Raw genomic sequence first — 14,457 nt, 5'->3', positions numbered from 1 at the left:
GCCGCGCCTGTCGTTACATGAGGAAACCGCCCGATGGCTATCGAACGCACCCTGTCGATCATCAAGCCCGACGCCACCCGCCGCAACCTGACCGGCAAGATCAACGCCAAGTTCGAGGATGCCGGCCTGCGCATCATCGCGCAGAAGCGCATCCAGCTGACCAAGGCGCAGGCGGGCGTGTTCTATGCCGTCCACAAGGAACGCCCGTTCTACGACGAACTGTGCGAGTTCATGGCCTCCGAGCCGGTGGTGGTTCAGGTTCTCGAAGGCGAGAACGCGATCACCAAGAACCGCGAAGTGATGGGCGCCACCAACCCTGCCGACGCCGCTGAGGGCACGATCCGTGCCGAGTTCGCGGAGTCCGTCGGCGAGAACTCGGTGCACGGCTCGGATGCGCCGGACACCGCCAAGGACGAGATCGGCTTCTTCTTCTCGCAGCTCGAGATCGTCGGCTGATCCGACACGACAGTCAGACCGATCGGGGGCGGCCAGTGGCCGCCCTTTTTCGTTTCCCGACCTAGCCCTCGTCGAACGCGCCCTCGGCCCGCGCCAGCGCGTCGAACGCCCGCAGCGTTTCGACCATCCGGGCCAGCCGGTCCACCGGGATCATGTTGGGGCCGTCTGATGGCGCAGTGTCGGGATCCTGGTGCGTCTCGACAAAGACGGCCGAAACCCCGACGGCGCAGGCCGCGCGGGCGAGGGTCGGCGCGAACGCCCTCTGACCGCCGCTCTTGTTGCCCTGTCCGCCGGGCTGCTGGACCGAGTGGGTCGCGTCGAACACCACCGGATATCCGGTGCGCCGCATCTCGGGCAGCCCGCGGAAATCCGTCACCAGCGTGTTGTAGCCGAAAGAGGTCCCGCGCTCGCACAGCAGGATGCGCTCGTTTCCCGTCGCGGCGATCTTCGCGGCGACATTGCCGATGTCCCACGGCGCGAGGAACTGGCCCTTCTTGACGTTGACCGCCGCACCCGTCTCGCCGGCGGCGAGCAGCAGGTCGGTCTGGCGGCACAGGAAGGCGGGGATCTGCAGGACGTCGCATATCTCGGCGACCGGGGCGCACTGGCCGGGCTCGTGCACGTCGGTCAGGACGGGGACGCCGAACTCGTCCCGGATGCGCGACAGGATCTCCAAGCCCCGGTCCAGCCCCACGCCACGGGCCGAGCCGAGGGACGAGCGGTTCGCCTTGTCAAAGCTGGCCTTGAAGACGAACCCGGTGCCGGTCGGGGCGCAGGCCTCGGCGATGCGCTCGACCATCATCCTTGCGTGATCCAGGCTTTCCAGCTGGCAGGGCCCCGAGATCAGGGCGAGGGGCGCGTTGCCGCCGATCTCGACATCGCCCAGCGTGATCGTTCGCCCCGTCATCCGCGCGCCCTCAGCACCGCCTCGATCCGCGCGACGTCCTCGAGATTGTTCAGTTCCCAGAACTGCGCGTCGCGGGGATCGACCTCGACGCAGCGCACCTTGTGGCCGTTTTCGAGAAACCGCAACTGCTCCAACCCCTCGATCCCTTCGAGACGCCCGGCGGGCCAGTCGCAATAGGCGGCGAGCGCGGCAGGCGTGTAGGCGTAGACACCGACATGGTGCCAGACGGGTGGCGCCGCGCCGGCGGTGTCGCGGTCGAGATAGGGCAGCAGGCTCTTGGAAAAATACAGCGCGTCGCCGAACCGGTCGAAGACCGCCGTGGTCGCGCCCACGCGGCCAGCCAGCCGGTCGTCCATCAGGTGCCCCAGCATCGTCACGTCGCAGCGCAGGACAGGCGTCGCCATCTCGATCGACGGATCGGCCGTCATCGCCGCGACCAGCGCCTCCACGAACCACGGCGGCGTCAGCGGCGCGTCGCCCTGAAGGTTGACGATGATCCCAGAGGTCAGGCCGGCGATCCGCGCCGCCTCGGCCACCCGCTCGGTCCCATTGCGGCAGGCCGGTTCGGTCATCACGACCTGTGCGCCGAAGCTCTCGCAATGGTCGCGGATGCGGGTGTCGTCGGTGGCGACATGCACGCTCTCGACGCCCGGGATCGCGCGGGCGGCCTCCCATGTCAGCCGCACGAGGCTCTGCCGCGTGCCGTCGGGCAGGCTCAGCTGCGCCAGCGGCTTGCCCGGATACCGGACAGACGCATGGCGCGCCGGGATCACCACATTCACGCTCATGCCGACCCGGTCGGGCAGGGGGGCGCAGGGGGCGGGCGGCGTGCCCCGAGTGCGGCGGTCGGTGTCATGGGGCGTCCATCCCGTTGTAATCCGGCGCGAAACTGGCCGATGACGGGACGCGAGGCAAGATGCCGGCGTGTCAGTTCATGTCCTTCAGCAGCCGCCCGTGCTGCCGCGTCGCCTCCAGCAGCTTGCCCAGCGTGTTCAGACCCTGCGCCTCGAGCATCGGGATCATCCGCAAGAGCGCCTCTGCCGTCGCCTCGGCGTCGCCCATCGCCGTGTGCCGCCGCTCCATCGGGATCTCGACGCCCAGCCGGGTGCAGAGCGCGTCCAGCATGTGCACCTCGGTCGTCCCGAAAAGCACCGCCGAGACGAGCACCGTGTCGAGGATCGGATGATCCCAGCTCACGCCCGTCTCGGCGGCGTGACGGCGCAGGAAGGCCATGTCGAACGGCGCGTTGTGCGCCACGATCACCGCGCCCTCGGCAAAGCCGTGGAACCGGCGCCCGACCTCGTGGATGCCGGGCTTGCCGCGCACCATCGCGTCGGTGATCCGGTGCACCCGGCTCGACGCTTCGGGGATCGGGCGGCCGGGATCGACCAATTCGTCGAACCGTTCGCCCGGCACCAGCCGACCGTTGACGACCCGCACCGCGCCGATCTGCACGATCTCGTCTCGGTGCGGCAGAAGGCCCGTCGTTTCGGTGTCGAACACGCAATAGGTCAGCTCGGACAGGGGCATCTCGGCCATGTCGCGCGGCGGCTTCCGCTGCAACAGGTCGAAATCGTAGACGATTGGCCGCGGCGCCTCGGACGACAGCCGGGCCTCGGCGTCGTCGATGACGATCAGGCAGTTGCCGTCGTCCATCGGCTTGAGCCGGACGGAATAGCGCTGTGCCCCGTCTCGGCCGGAGATGTGGGTGTCGACCTCGCGCCCGGTGCGGGCCATGCGGTCCCACGCGGCGTCGGTCGCGTCGCGGTCGAAATAGTCGCGCAGGTCGGCCATCAGGCGCGGCGTGCCCAGCTGGGCGAGGATCTCGGCCGCCTGTCCGTCGTACAGCACGATACGCTTGTCGGGATTGATCAGCAGCGTCGCCACCGGAATTTCCGTGAGCAGCGCGGTCAGGCGCAGGCGCTCGTCCTCGAGCCGCCGGGTCTCGGCGGCGACGGATTGCGCGGTCGCCAGCGCCGCTTCCCCCAGCGCCTGCGTCACGGCGTCGGCAGCAAAGGCGAGATCGCCCAGGTGCTGCGTGTGCTGCAGGTCCAGCGGCGCGGCGCTCTTGCCGTGGGCGCGAACCCTCAGGTCGGCAGCCAGCCGCTCCAGCGGGCGGGCGACCCTCTGGTCCAGCACGAACCACACCAGCGTCACCAGCCCCAGCAGCGCGAAGGCCGAGATCGCGAAGGCCGTCGACCAGCCGCCGCCGTCATGCCCGGCGCCAACCACCATCGCCGCGCCCACGGCCAGGATCGCGCCGACGGCGAGCGCGGCGCAGAGAAGAAGCAGGCGAAGGCGGATCGAGCGGATCATCTCAGGCCGCCCGGCACACGGTGCGCACAATGGGATCCTCCGGGCCGACATCGCGCCAAACGGGCGCGCCGCCGTCGCCGCCGCCGGGATCGGCGCGGCGGCCCTCGACGCAATCGACCATCACCTGAACCGACTGCACCGGGCGCCAGCGACCAAAGAAGTACAGATCCGCCATGTAGAGCGCCTCGGCGTCCCGGTTCTCGCGGAGGTTGCCGCGGTCGAACGCCACGAACCGCGTCACCATCGGCGCGACATAGGTCCACGGGCGCCACCACATCCGCTCGGACACCGCATCGGCCACCACCATGTCCTCGGGCAGGGCGCCGCGGGTCCGCTCGTACCAGCCGTACTCGCCAGAGATCGCCACCGCGAACATCGCCGCGCCCGCGCCGATCGGCACCAGCCAGCGCGGCAGACGGGGCACGAGCCGCGTCAGCAGCAGCAGCACCCCCGCGCCGGCGAAGCCCGCCGCGAACACCGCGATCAGTTCGAATATCATGGCCGCTCCCTCCCTCGTGCCGGGTCAGCCGAAGGCGCCGCGGCCGTGGCCGAGCGCCGACTGCATCCCCTTTACCACCACGAACGCATCGCGCAGGTGAGAGCGATCAAAATGCGACAGGCTCGCGGGGACAAGGAAATTGTCCGGCGCGTGGCCGTTGCGGACCTGCCGGGCCTGATGCTCCAGCCGGGTCTCGGCGATCAGGTCGTAGGCGTCCATCAGGTCCTGCCCGCCGCGCTGCGACAGCACCCCAGCCGCCCGCGCCGCCGCGATCCGGGCGCGCGTGTTCACCGGCAACAGCTGGCCCTGCAGGGCGTAGACCCGCCCCAGGTCCGTCACCGGCACAGTGCCCGACAGCTTGAGGTCCAGCGCGTTGCGGTGCTCGCCCGAGCGGATCAGCGCAAAGCCCCGGATCAGGCCGAGCGGCGGCGTGTGCTTCAGCGAGTTCGAGATCATGTGTGAGACGAAGATCGTGTTGCGTCCCGCGGCGGCCAGCGTCTCTTCGCGCAGGCTCTCGAACAGGGACCGATCGCCGCCGATGGGCCGCAGGTCGAACATGACCGACGCCAGCATCTGTGCCTCGGGGTTGGGCGTCGCGATCCAGCCGCGGAAATACTCTCTCCAGACATGCAGAGGCTGCCGCCAGCGCGGGTTGCTCGCCATCATGTCGCCGGGGCAGTAGACATAGCCGCAGGCGTTCAGCCCGTCGCAGACGAACTTGGCGAAGCGCTCGAAATAGGGCGCGGCGGCATCGCCCGCGTCGTCGGCGAGGATCAGGCAATTGTCCTGGTCGGATACGCCGGTCTGCTCCTGCCGCCCCTGGCTGCCGCAGGCGAGCCAGAGATACCGGCAGGGCGGCGGGCCCAGCTCGGCCTCGGCCAGTGCCAGCAGCCGCCGCGTCGCGGCGTCGGCGATGTCGGTGATCAGCCGGGTGATGACGTCGTGCCGGTTGCCTGCGCCCACGAGCTGCGCCAGCAGGTTGGGGATGCGGGCGGTGACGCGGGCCATCTCGTCAGTGGTGGTCGCGTGGGCGATCTCCGACACCAGGTCGGCCGAAGAGAAGGCCTGGTACCGGGTCAGGTCGGTTTGTGTGACCATCCCCACCAGCGCGCCGCCCTCGGTGATCGGCAGGTGGCCGATGCGCCGCTCCATCATCAGGTGCAGCACGTCCGATCCCAGAGCGGCGGGGCCCAGCGTCACCGGATCGCGGGTCATCACCCGGGACAGCGGCGTGTCGTGGGGCAGGCCGTCGGCGACGATCTTGGCGCTGATGTCGCGCAGGGTGACGAGGCCTTGCAGCCGGCCACCCTCGGTCACGCAGACGGACGAGACATGGCCCGCGCGCATCATCCGCGCCGCCTCGCGCACGGGGGCGTCGGCGGGGCAGGTGATCAGGTCGCGCGACATCAGCGTCTCGACCCGGCAGGTGGCGAGGTCGTTCTGCTCGGGGCGCTCGCGGCGCTTGCGGTCGAAGAAGCGGCGCACCGACTCGTGGGCGTCGAGAAGCGCGTGATACGCATTGCCCGGCAGCAGCAGCAGGCACGTGTCGGTCGCGGCGCTGGCGGTCGTCGCGGCCCGCCCGTCCCGCGCGAGGCCCCGTTCGCCGAACGAGTTGCGCGGTCCCAGCAGCGACACCTGTGCGCCGTGGGCGTCGCGGATTTCGACCTCGCCGGAATGGATGACGTAGAGCCCCTCGAGCGGATCGCCCAGCGTGTAGATGCGCCGGCCCGCCGGCACGTCCTTCTGAACGAAGGATCGCGACAGCCCCGCCAGCGCCTCGGGCGGCAGCGATCCGTAGGGATCGAGCGTGGCGAGGAACGCGCGCAGTGTCTCTGTGTCGAGGGTCATGGGTGAGGGGCCTGGAATGGCGTGGTCCGGGGGGCAGTCTGCATCCTGCGCCGCGCGGACGAAAGCCCCGGCGCGGACGGACCGCGCCGGGGAGTGGGATCAGTGGCTTTGCGCACCGGCCGCGCCACGCGGGACGCGGACGCTTTCCACCAGGTCCTTGATATCCTGCGGCACCGGCTTGGTCCGCGACGCGACGATATAGGCGGTCACGAAGTTCACCAGCGCCCCCACCGCGCCGAACGAAGTCGACTTGATCGGCCCCAGCAGCGGGTTGTCGTCGGTGAAGCTGTTGGTGTCGGGGATGAAAAACCACCCCTTGTGCAGGAAGATGTAGATCAGCGTCACGATCAGGCCGGCGAGCATGCCCGCAACGGCGCCCCGGTTGTTAATCGTCGTCGAGAAGATTCCCATCATCAGCACCGGGAATATCGATGCCGCCGCGATACCGAAGGCCAGCGCCACGGTCTGCGCGGCGAACCCCGGCGGGTTCAGGCCCAGATACGTGGCCACGCAGATCGACACCGCCATCGCGATCCGGGCCGACAGCAATTCGCCCTTCTCCGAGATGTCGGGCTTGATCCGCCCCTTGATAAGGTCGTGGCTGACCGCCGACGAGATCGCCAGCAGCAGGCCCGCCGCCGTGGACAGCGCCGCCGCGACGCCACCTGCGGCCACCAGGCCGATGACCCAGCCGGGCAGGTTGGCGATTTCCGGGTTGGCGAGCACGAGGATGTCGTTGTTGAAGTTCGTCAGCTCGTTGCCTTCCCAGCCGGCCTCGGACGCGCGCTCCTGCATCGCCTCGGAATCGGCGTTGTAGTACTGGATGCGGCCGTCGTCGTTCTTGTCCTCCCAGCCCAGAAGACCGGTCTGCTGCCAGGTGCCCATCCAGTCGTAGGCCTCGTCGTTCTGGATCGTCTCCAGCGCAACGGCCTCGCCGTCGGTGCCGTTGGGCCAGAACAGCTCGGTGATGTTCAGCCGCGCCATGGCGCCTACCGCCGGGGCGGTCAGGTACAGAAGCGCGATGAAGACCAGCGCCCAGCCCGCCGACCAGCGTGCATCCGACACCCGCGGCACGGTGAAGAACCGCATGATGACGTGGGGCAGGCCAGCGGTGCCGATCATCAGCGACAGGGTGAACAGCACCATGTTGAGCGTGTCGCCGTTATGGGCGGTGTACTCGTTGAAGCCGAGATCGGTCACGACCTGGTCCAGCCGCGCCAGCAGCGGCTCGCCCGAGGACTGGTCCTCGCCGAACAGGCCGAACGCCGGGATCGGGTTGCCGGTCAGCTGGAGCGAGATGAAGATCGCCGGGATCGTGTAGGCGGTGATCAGCACGACATACTGCGCGACCTGGGTATAGGTCACGCCCTTCATGCCGCCGAACACCGCGTAGGCGAACACCACCACCGCGCCGATCAGCAGGCCGGTCGTGCTGTCGACCTCGAGAAAGCGGCCGAAGGCCACGCCGACGCCGGTCATCTGGCCGATGACATAGGTGATCGAGGCGATGATCAGGCAGATCACCGCGACCAGCCGCGCCGTCGGCGAATAGAACCGGTCGCCGATGAACTCGGACACCGTGTACTTGCCGAACTTGCGCAGATACGGCGCGAGCAGCAGCGCCAGAAGCACGTAACCGCCGGTCCAGCCCATCAGGTAGGTCGAGTTGTCGTAGCCGGTGAACGCGATCAGACCCGCCATAGAGATGAAGCTGGCGGCCGACATCCAGTCGGCGGCGGTGGCCATGCCGTTGGTGACCGGGTGGACCCCGCGGCCCGCGGCGTAGAAGTCAGAGGTCGTGCCCGCCCGCGCCCAGATGGCAATGCCGATATACAGCGCGAAGCTCAGGCCCACGAAGATGATGTTGATTGTTGTCTGGTCCATGACGGCTCACTCCTCGTTCACGCCATGCTCGCGGTCGAGCTTGTTCATCCGCCAGGCGTAGAAGAAGATCAGGATCAGGAAGACCAGGATCGACCCCTGCTGGGCAAACCAGAAGCCCAGGTCCGTCCCGCCGATCGAGATTCCCGAAAGAAGCGGCCGCAGCAGGATGCCGAAGCCGAAGGACACCAGCGCCCATATCGCGAGGCTGATGAGGATCAGGCGGATGTTGGCCTTCCAGTAGGCCTCTCCGCCCGAGGCGCGTTGCGCCTGGCTGTTCGAGTGATCGGTCATGTCGTGGGTCTCCTCCTCCTTGACCGTCATGTTCCGTGCGCCGGTTGGGTCCCGGCGCCGCCAGATCTCCTCAGGGACGCGCGCGCGATGTCGCGCGGCCGGGACGGGAAGGACGAGTCACGGCGTCCGCGCACCTGACGGCACGCGGCGACGCACTCGGGCATTCGCGAACACGCATCGGCTGTCCTCCCCTCGTGATCCCGAGGACCTGCTTTTCGGCGGCCCTGTCCGGATCAGAGCAGAGCATACCGTCAGACGGGAAAAAAGGAACGAAAGTCGGCGGTCGCTGAAAAGTTTTGTCAATCAATTTGCGCAAACAGGCAAAGACCGTAAAGGAAATTTACAGCCCCTCCACGCACGCACCGCTCGCCGCAGGCGTGTTTGCGCAAACGGTTCACATGCCGGGGGCTAGGCCGGGTCCTTCGACCTTGCCACGACCTGTGCGCAGCGGTCCAGCAGCGCGGCGTTCTGGCGGTCCTCGTCGAAGTCCCGCGCGACCTTGGCACGGGCGGCATGGGCCAGCGCGACCGCGTCGACACGACCCTCGGCCAGGGCACGGATATTGCCCGCCAGCGCCTCGACGTCTCCCTCGTCGGCCAGAAGCCCGCTTTCGCCGTGGGTCACCAGTTCGGGGATGCCGGAATGGCGCGTGGTGCAGACCGGCGTGCCGAGCGCCATCGCCTCCATCAGCGTGACCGGGATGCCCTCCTGGTCGCCGTCCTCGGCGGTGACGCTGGGCAGGACCAGCGCGTCGGCCGCCGCGATCCGCTCCAGCGTGTCCTCGTGCGAGAGCGGGCCGAGGAAGCTCACTCGCTCCTCCAGGCCCGCCGCGGCCACCTGTGCGCGCAGCTCCGGCTCCAGCGGACCGTCGCCGCCGATCTCGAACCGCCAGTCGATCTCCGGGTGCCGCGCGTTCAGCTCGGCCAGCGCCGCGATCGCGACCCCCAGCCCCTTCTTGGCGACCAGCCGGCAGACGGCGACCAGCCGCATCGGCGTGCCGGTGGGCCGCGGCGTGAAGTCGTACCGCGCCACCGGGATCCCCAGATGGTGCGTCGCCACCCGGTCCGGCGGGGCGCCGCCCGCCACGAGGAGATCGGCGAAGGGCGCGTTCACCGTCAGGTGCAGGTCGCCCTCGGCGAAGAGGTCGGCATACTTGGCCAGCCCGTTGCGCGTGTGCTCGACGCTGACGTCGCGGCCGTGGAACACCGTGACAAGCGGACGATGGGGCCGCAGGTCGCGCTGCGCCCGCGCGACGGCGGCGCCGCGATAGCCGAAATGCGCGATCACCACGTCGGCGTCCACGCGCCGCCGCCACGCGCGCCGCTCCAGGCGGGCGCGCAGGCGGTCGCCGAGGCGGCGGGGCAGCCCGCGCAACAGCGCCGGTTGCGCCGGCGGCCAGGTGACGAGCGTCACGTCGCGCAGGGCCGCGCGGGTCTCGGACGACAGGACGGACATCGGCTCGCCGTCGCGGCAGGCGACCGTCACCTCGTGACCGGCCCGCACCGCGTACAGCACCTGCGTGGTGACGAAGGTCTGCGACCGGGCGGGAAAGGTCGAGACGCTGAAGCAGATCTTCACGTCAGGCCTCCGGGGCGTGCGCTGGGGAAGGGCTCATGCGGTGGCGCGCGGGGACGGGTCGGCCTGAGGCGAGCGGGCGGCGTCGAGTACCGAGATGAAGGTGCGGTACTGGCTCTTGAAGTCCAGCTCGGGCCGTTTCGCGTAGTCCACCGCTTTGCGCGACATCTCTTCGTAAGCGGCCTCGTCCGACCAAAGCTTGCGCAGCGCGGCGACCCAGTCGTCGATCGGTGCGTCGTGGGGCAGGACGATCCCGCCGGGCCCGATCGCCTGGGGCAGACCGCCCCGGTCCGAGCCGATCACCGGGATGCCGCTGCAATGAGCCTCGGAGGCGACGCGGCCCCAGGCCTCTTCCCACTGGCTCGGCGCCAGCAGGATGCCTGTGCGGCCATAGACCTTGGACATGTCCGATGTGCGGCGCATGAAAGTGACGTTCGGCAGCTCCTGAAGCTCGGCCATGATCTCGTCGAACAGCTGGTCCCATAGCGTCCACGCCTCGACGAACAGGAACGGGATGTCCGGACAGGCGCGCGCCATGTCGCGGGCGATCTCGTAGCCCTTCTTGGGGTGGATGTTGACCAGCGTGACGAACTCGCGCGTGGTGTCGTAGCGGTAGGCGTCGAAGTCGATGGTCGGCGTGATGACGGTGCAGTCGATGCCATACTCCGCCTTGTAGGTGTCGGCGGTGAAGCTGGAATTGGCGATGAACCGCGCGCCTTCGATGGCGCTGACATCGCCGTCGTTCTCGGCGAACTCAACGTTGCGCAAATACAGCACCACCGGGATGCCCAGCTTGGCAAATTCGTGCCCCAGCACCGCCGAACGCCGGGTCTGCACCACCACCACGTCGGGCTTGAACCGCTCGACCGCGGCGCGCACCCGTGCGGGGTCCATCGGCTCCCACGTGCGCATCACCTCGTAGCCCAGGCCGTGGTCGACGCTGAAGGGCCGGCCCGTGAGCTTGCGCTGCACCTTCATGCGGAACCCGAACACCCCGCGTCCCGAGAACCCGCAATAGACGGCGCAGTCGTGCCCGTCCTCCATGGCCTGCCGGATCAGGTGGTCCGTGCTGTTCTGGGTGCCGCCGCTGGCCTCGGGCAGCCAGCCGTTTCCTCCGGCGAAGAGTATGCGCATGTCCTGTCCTCTGGGGTTCGGCGGTGTTCAGGTCGGTTCGGCGACGGCCGGGCGAGGGGGCGCGTTCGCCGGCCACGCGGCGAGGGCGCGGTCGTAGAGGGCGATGTCGGGCGCATAGAGCCCGCGGATATGGTCGAGCGAGCCGTGCGCGAGGTGCTCTTTCCGCGTCCGCTGGCCACGGGTGCGGTTGGAGTGTTGCAGCGCGTCCGGCGGCACGCCCGCGACGGCGGACAGCCCCTCGGCCATCCTCTCGAACGGGATCAGGTGGTCGACCATCACCGCCTCGGGCGAGCAGACATAGTCTGCCTGCCGCCGCAGGTGGAAGTATTCCAGCGCCAGTTCGCGGAGCGCGGCGTCGGTGACGAGACGTTCCAGGAACGCGTCGACCGACTGGCTGCCGATCATGCGGGCTGCGAAGCGGCGGTCGCTCTCGTTGCGGCCGCCGGACTTGAGATAGTCGAAGGCCGACAGAAAGCGGTCGACGGGATCGCGGATGATCGCCGCCTTGGGCAGCGTCTCCCACGCGGTGGGGCACAGCGCTTGGACCTGCTCCCAGGTGCGGTGGCGCACGCGGTAGCCATAGATTGCGTCCTCGACCGAGGTGCCCGCGTTCTTGGGGATGTGTATCAGGATCAGTCCGCGAGAGAGATAGACCTCTTCCAGCCGCGGATCGGGGCGCGGGCTGGCGCGCTGTATCATGCGGCCGGGAAAGAGCTGCCATCCCAGCTTCGATCCCATCCTGTCCAGGCGGTTCTTCATCGTGTCTCCTCGGGCGTGCTGCGGATCATGCGAGACGCTTGGCGGCGCGGTGCCGCAGCTCGGTGGCGCCCTTGACGGTCAGGTCCCCGACCTCGGCGGCGACCTGCCGCCCATAGCCCGAGACCGCGAAGACGGCCATGAACACCGCATAGCTCAGCGCGGCGCCGCACAGGAGCCGGACGAGCGACGGGCCGGGCAGGCTGGCTTCGACGACCCAGAGCACCCCGAACGCCGTCACACCGGCGACGAAGGCCGGCACGATATGCCGCCCGATCGCCTGCGCGTCGACGGGGCCCTTGCGGCAGATCAGCATCCACAGCGGGATCAGCTTGAGGTGGCTCACGATGGCATAGGCGATGGCCAGCTCCACCACGCCGAACTGCACCCCCACCACGAAGGCGAAACAGGTGACCGCGGCCGAGACGAGCCCCCACCACGCCATCTCGGTCGTGCGGCCCTGGCTGATGAACAGCCAGCCGGTCGGGTTGGCCAGCGGCTGCGCCAGGCCGGCGAGGCCGAGCGCGGCGAAGATCGGCGCGCTGTCGGCCCATTTCTCGCCCAGCAGGAACGGCACCGCGGTGTCGGACATCGCGGTCAGGGCGGCGACGCCGGGCAGGATGCCCAGCTGCATCAGCCCGAAGACGCGAAAGAAGGCGCGGGCATAGCGCTCGGGCTCGTCCTGCATCCGCGACAGCACCGGAACCATCACCCGCGACAGCGGCTGCGCCACGCGGTTCAGCGGAAACAGCAGCAGCTTGTAGGCGCGGTCGTAATAGCCCAGAGCCGTGCCGCCCCAGACCCGGCCGATCAGGATGTTGTCGAGGTTGCGGGAAAAGAAGTTCGCCATCTTGAACCCGGTCACGCCCGCGCCAAAGCCCACCAGGTCTCCGGTGCCCGCGGCCATCCGCGGCCGGTCGGGGCGCCATGGCACCCAGGCCCAGACCGTCACCGTGCCGACGATGGACCCCGCGATCGTGCCGGCGACCAGCGCCCAGGCCGACGGCGACACCAGCGCCCACAGCAGCGACACCACCAGCGTCGAGATCGCAACCGCGCCCGCGTTGACGGCGATGCGGCCGAACATCATCCGCCGGTTCAGCAGCGCGAAATGCTGCGCGCCGAGGGCCGACAGGAACATGTTCAGCGACATCACCCGCAGCAGCCATGTGAGCTCGGGTTCGTTGTAGAAGGCCGCGACCAGCGGGGCGGTCGCGATCAGCAGCACCGTCATCGCCAGGCTGACCGCGATGTTGATCCAGAACAGGGCGTTGAGCTGCCCGTAGGTCAGGGACTTCTTCTGGATGACGGCCTGCAACAGGCCCATCTCCTTGAACATGGACAGGAACGCGATGACCGGGCCGATCATCGCGACGAGGCCGAAATCCGACGCCTCCAGCAGGCGCGACAGGATGATGACCGAGCCGATCTGGCAACCCACCGTCACCAGCTGGCTCAGGGCGGTGTGAAAGCTGCCGCGGACCACGGTGCCGCCATAGCTGCCCTGGGCCGAGGTCTCGACCGTCTCGTCGGGATCGCGCTTGCTCATATGGCTCCTCGGTTTCGCGACCGCGTCGGCGCGGCATCGGTGGGGCACGGACGGAACGGCATCGCGGCCCGTGCGACCCGCGACGTCCCTTGCCCACTCATGGCATTTCGCGCGCGCTGATACGCCACTCCGGCCCGGATTGTGAGCGCGGAATCGCGAGTGGTCGGATTCTTGCTCATCTTATGGGCGAGCATCGCGGTCTTTGGTCGGATCGCCGGCGCGTCCTGTCCGTCCGGCCGGAGCCCGGTCACTGGGTAAAGCCGGGCCAGTACCGTGACAGATCGGTGCCCAGCAACTCCGACAGACCAGCATTGCGGTCCGAGAGGTGCCGCTCGAGATAGCGCCGGGTCGTCGGCCGCATGTCCTCGGGCGCGGCGTCCTCGGTCAGGATCCGGTTCGAGACGAAGCCGGACCACTTGCGATACGCCCTGTGTCCGACGCGGGCGCCCAGCGGGGCGCCGGGGCCGAAATGCCGGGCATAGCGGTAGGGCACGAGGTGCCGGCCGATGCGGTTCAGCCGCAGCAGCGTCTCGGTCCGCCTGGGATAGCGGGTGCGGTTGAACCACGTCTCGACGTCGTCCGCGGCGATCGGGGCCAGCCCGAGGAAGGCGGTCACGCCGTCCAGCACGCGCTGGCGGTCGGCGTTGAACTCCTCGAACAGGACGACATGCACCCGCTCCGGTCCCAGTGCCTCGCGAAAGCGGCGAAGCTGCGGCGCGTAGGTCGAACCCAGGACGATCGAGCGCTCGTCGCTCAGCGCGCGTTCGAATGACAGGTGCGTCCGCCCGCTGCGCACGAGGTGCCAGTATTGCGAATGGGCGCGGGCCACCGGATCGCGCAGGACGAAGATCATCCTGGCCGCGGGCAGGGTGGCGGCGATGCGCGCGGGCGCGGCGTCGGACATCAGGTAGGTTGTGGTGTCCTCGCCGATCAGCGCGCCCTCCGGCGCTTCGGCAAAGCGCGCCGCGTACCAGTCGCGAAACGCCTGCTGCGACGGGTCGCGCCACGACAGCTCGCCATCCTCGACGCCCAGGAAGTCGCCATGGGCGATCGGGTCGTCGGCATCGAAGAAATAGACCTCGTTCCGCGCCACCCAGGCGTCGGGATGCTGGTGCAGGATCTGATGAAGCGACGTCGTTCCGCATTTCGGGGCGCCCCCGATGATGAAGTCTGGCTGCACGATCGTCCCCGGTCACCGTTGCGTCATGTCGCCGTAACACGCATCAGGCGAGATCAAGACAT

General features: G+C 68.9%; 13 protein-coding genes. 1 reads left to right on the top strand and 12 read right to left on the bottom strand.

Features of this window, described 5'->3' with window-relative positions; genetic code table 11:
• Nucleotides 1-33 precede the first annotated feature (33 nt).
• Complete coding sequence (gene ndk / locus BMZ25_RS08000; RefSeq protein ID WP_092691620.1) at nt 34-456, top strand: nucleoside-diphosphate kinase; 423 nt, start codon at nt 34-36, stop codon at nt 454-456.
• Nucleotides 457-517: 61 nt separating this feature from the next.
• Here the strand turns inward: ndk and kdsA are convergent, their stop codons facing one another.
• From kdsA to BMZ25_RS07940, 12 genes are all read right to left on the bottom strand, one after another.
• Nucleotides 518-1,363: a 3-deoxy-8-phosphooctulonate synthase gene (kdsA, locus tag BMZ25_RS07995; RefSeq protein WP_092691617.1), complete on the bottom strand. Its 846-nt coding sequence runs from the start codon at nt 1,361-1,363 to the stop codon at nt 518-520.
• Nucleotides 1,360-2,151 carry a 3-deoxy-manno-octulosonate cytidylyltransferase gene (locus BMZ25_RS07990; RefSeq protein ID WP_092691614.1) on the bottom strand — a complete coding sequence of 264 codons (792 nt, stop codon included), beginning with the start codon at nt 2,149-2,151 and terminating at the stop codon, nt 1,360-1,362. The genes kdsA and BMZ25_RS07990 overlap by 4 nt, the downstream gene beginning before the upstream one ends.
• 139 nt (nt 2,152-2,290) lie before the next feature.
• On the bottom strand, nt 2,291-3,679 hold the full coding sequence (locus tag BMZ25_RS07985; protein WP_092691611.1) for a 3'-5' exonuclease: 1,389 nt from the start codon (nt 3,677-3,679) through the stop codon (nt 2,291-2,293).
• A 1-nt stretch (nt 3,680) separates the two neighbouring features.
• On the bottom strand, nt 3,681-4,178 hold the full coding sequence (locus BMZ25_RS07980; protein ID WP_092691607.1) for a hypothetical protein: 498 nt from the start codon (nt 4,176-4,178) through the stop codon (nt 3,681-3,683).
• A 24-nt stretch (nt 4,179-4,202) separates the two neighbouring features.
• Nucleotides 4,203-6,026 (bottom strand): DUF294 nucleotidyltransferase-like domain-containing protein, encoded by a 1,824-nt coding sequence (locus tag BMZ25_RS07975; protein WP_092691604.1) that lies wholly within the window; start codon nt 6,024-6,026, stop codon nt 4,203-4,205.
• 99 nt (nt 6,027-6,125) lie between these two features.
• Nucleotides 6,126-7,910, bottom strand: a complete 1,785-nt coding sequence (locus BMZ25_RS07970) for a sodium:solute symporter family protein (protein ID WP_092691601.1) — start codon at nt 7,908-7,910, stop codon at nt 6,126-6,128.
• 6 nt (nt 7,911-7,916) lie between these two features.
• The gene (locus tag BMZ25_RS07965) at nt 7,917-8,201 is read right to left on the bottom strand and encodes a DUF4212 domain-containing protein (RefSeq protein ID WP_092692446.1); all 285 of its coding nucleotides are present in this window, start codon (nt 8,199-8,201) and stop codon (nt 7,917-7,919) included.
• Between the two features lie 408 nt (nt 8,202-8,609).
• A complete protein-coding gene (locus BMZ25_RS07960; RefSeq protein WP_092691598.1) occupies nt 8,610-9,779 on the bottom strand; it encodes a glycosyltransferase in 1,170 nt (389 codons plus the stop codon).
• Between the two features lie 33 nt (nt 9,780-9,812).
• Entirely contained in the window at nt 9,813-10,910 is a 1,098-nt protein-coding gene (locus tag BMZ25_RS07955) for a glycosyltransferase (RefSeq protein WP_092691595.1), read from the bottom strand.
• A 27-nt stretch (nt 10,911-10,937) separates the two neighbouring features.
• Nucleotides 10,938-11,669 (bottom strand): sulfotransferase family 2 domain-containing protein, encoded by a 732-nt coding sequence (locus BMZ25_RS07950; protein ID WP_092691591.1) that lies wholly within the window; start codon nt 11,667-11,669, stop codon nt 10,938-10,940.
• Nucleotides 11,670-11,694: 25 nt separating this feature from the next.
• On the bottom strand, nt 11,695-13,215 hold the full coding sequence (locus BMZ25_RS07945) for a lipopolysaccharide biosynthesis protein (protein WP_092691587.1): 1,521 nt from the start codon (nt 13,213-13,215) through the stop codon (nt 11,695-11,697).
• 247 nt (nt 13,216-13,462) lie between these two features.
• Nucleotides 13,463-14,395 (bottom strand): sulfotransferase family protein, encoded by a 933-nt coding sequence (locus BMZ25_RS07940; RefSeq protein ID WP_177190421.1) that lies wholly within the window; start codon nt 14,393-14,395, stop codon nt 13,463-13,465.
• Between the last annotated feature and the right edge of the window lie 62 nt (nt 14,396-14,457).

The organism is Tranquillimonas rosea (genome assembly GCF_900111315.1).
In the GTDB taxonomy this organism is placed as follows: Bacteria; Pseudomonadota; Alphaproteobacteria; order Rhodobacterales; family Rhodobacteraceae; genus Tranquillimonas; species Tranquillimonas rosea.
The sequence above is the reverse complement of the archived record's forward strand: the minus strand, read 5'-3'. Positions and strand labels throughout refer to the sequence as shown.

Bases quoted from the DNA above. Each gene is read 5' to 3' on its own strand.
- BMZ25_RS07950 (WP_092691591.1), bottom strand. From the start codon at position 11,669: ATGAAGAACCGCCTGGACAGGATGGGATCGAAGCTGGGATGGCAGCTC.
- BMZ25_RS07990 (WP_092691614.1), bottom strand. From the start codon at position 2,151: ATGAGCGTGAATGTGGTGATCCCGGCGCGCCATGCGTCTGTCCGGTAT.
- BMZ25_RS07970 (WP_092691601.1), bottom strand. From the start codon at position 7,910: ATGGACCAGACAACAATCAACATCATCTTCGTGGGCCTGAGCTTCGCG.
- BMZ25_RS07985 (WP_092691611.1), bottom strand. From the start codon at position 3,679: ATGATCCGCTCGATCCGCCTTCGCCTGCTTCTTCTCTGCGCCGCGCTC.
- BMZ25_RS07975 (WP_092691604.1), bottom strand. From the start codon at position 6,026: ATGACCCTCGACACAGAGACACTGCGCGCGTTCCTCGCCACGCTCGAT.
- BMZ25_RS07945 (WP_092691587.1), bottom strand. From the start codon at position 13,215: ATGAGCAAGCGCGATCCCGACGAGACGGTCGAGACCTCGGCCCAGGGC.
- BMZ25_RS07980 (WP_092691607.1), bottom strand. From the start codon at position 4,178: ATGATATTCGAACTGATCGCGGTGTTCGCGGCGGGCTTCGCCGGCGCG.
- ndk (WP_092691620.1), top strand. From the start codon at position 34: ATGGCTATCGAACGCACCCTGTCGATCATCAAGCCCGACGCCACCCGC.
- BMZ25_RS07955 (WP_092691595.1), bottom strand. From the start codon at position 10,910: ATGCGCATACTCTTCGCCGGAGGAAACGGCTGGCTGCCCGAGGCCAGC.
- kdsA (WP_092691617.1), bottom strand. From the start codon at position 1,363: ATGACGGGGCGAACGATCACGCTGGGCGATGTCGAGATCGGCGGCAAC.
- BMZ25_RS07965 (WP_092692446.1), bottom strand. From the start codon at position 8,201: ATGACCGATCACTCGAACAGCCAGGCGCAACGCGCCTCGGGCGGAGAG.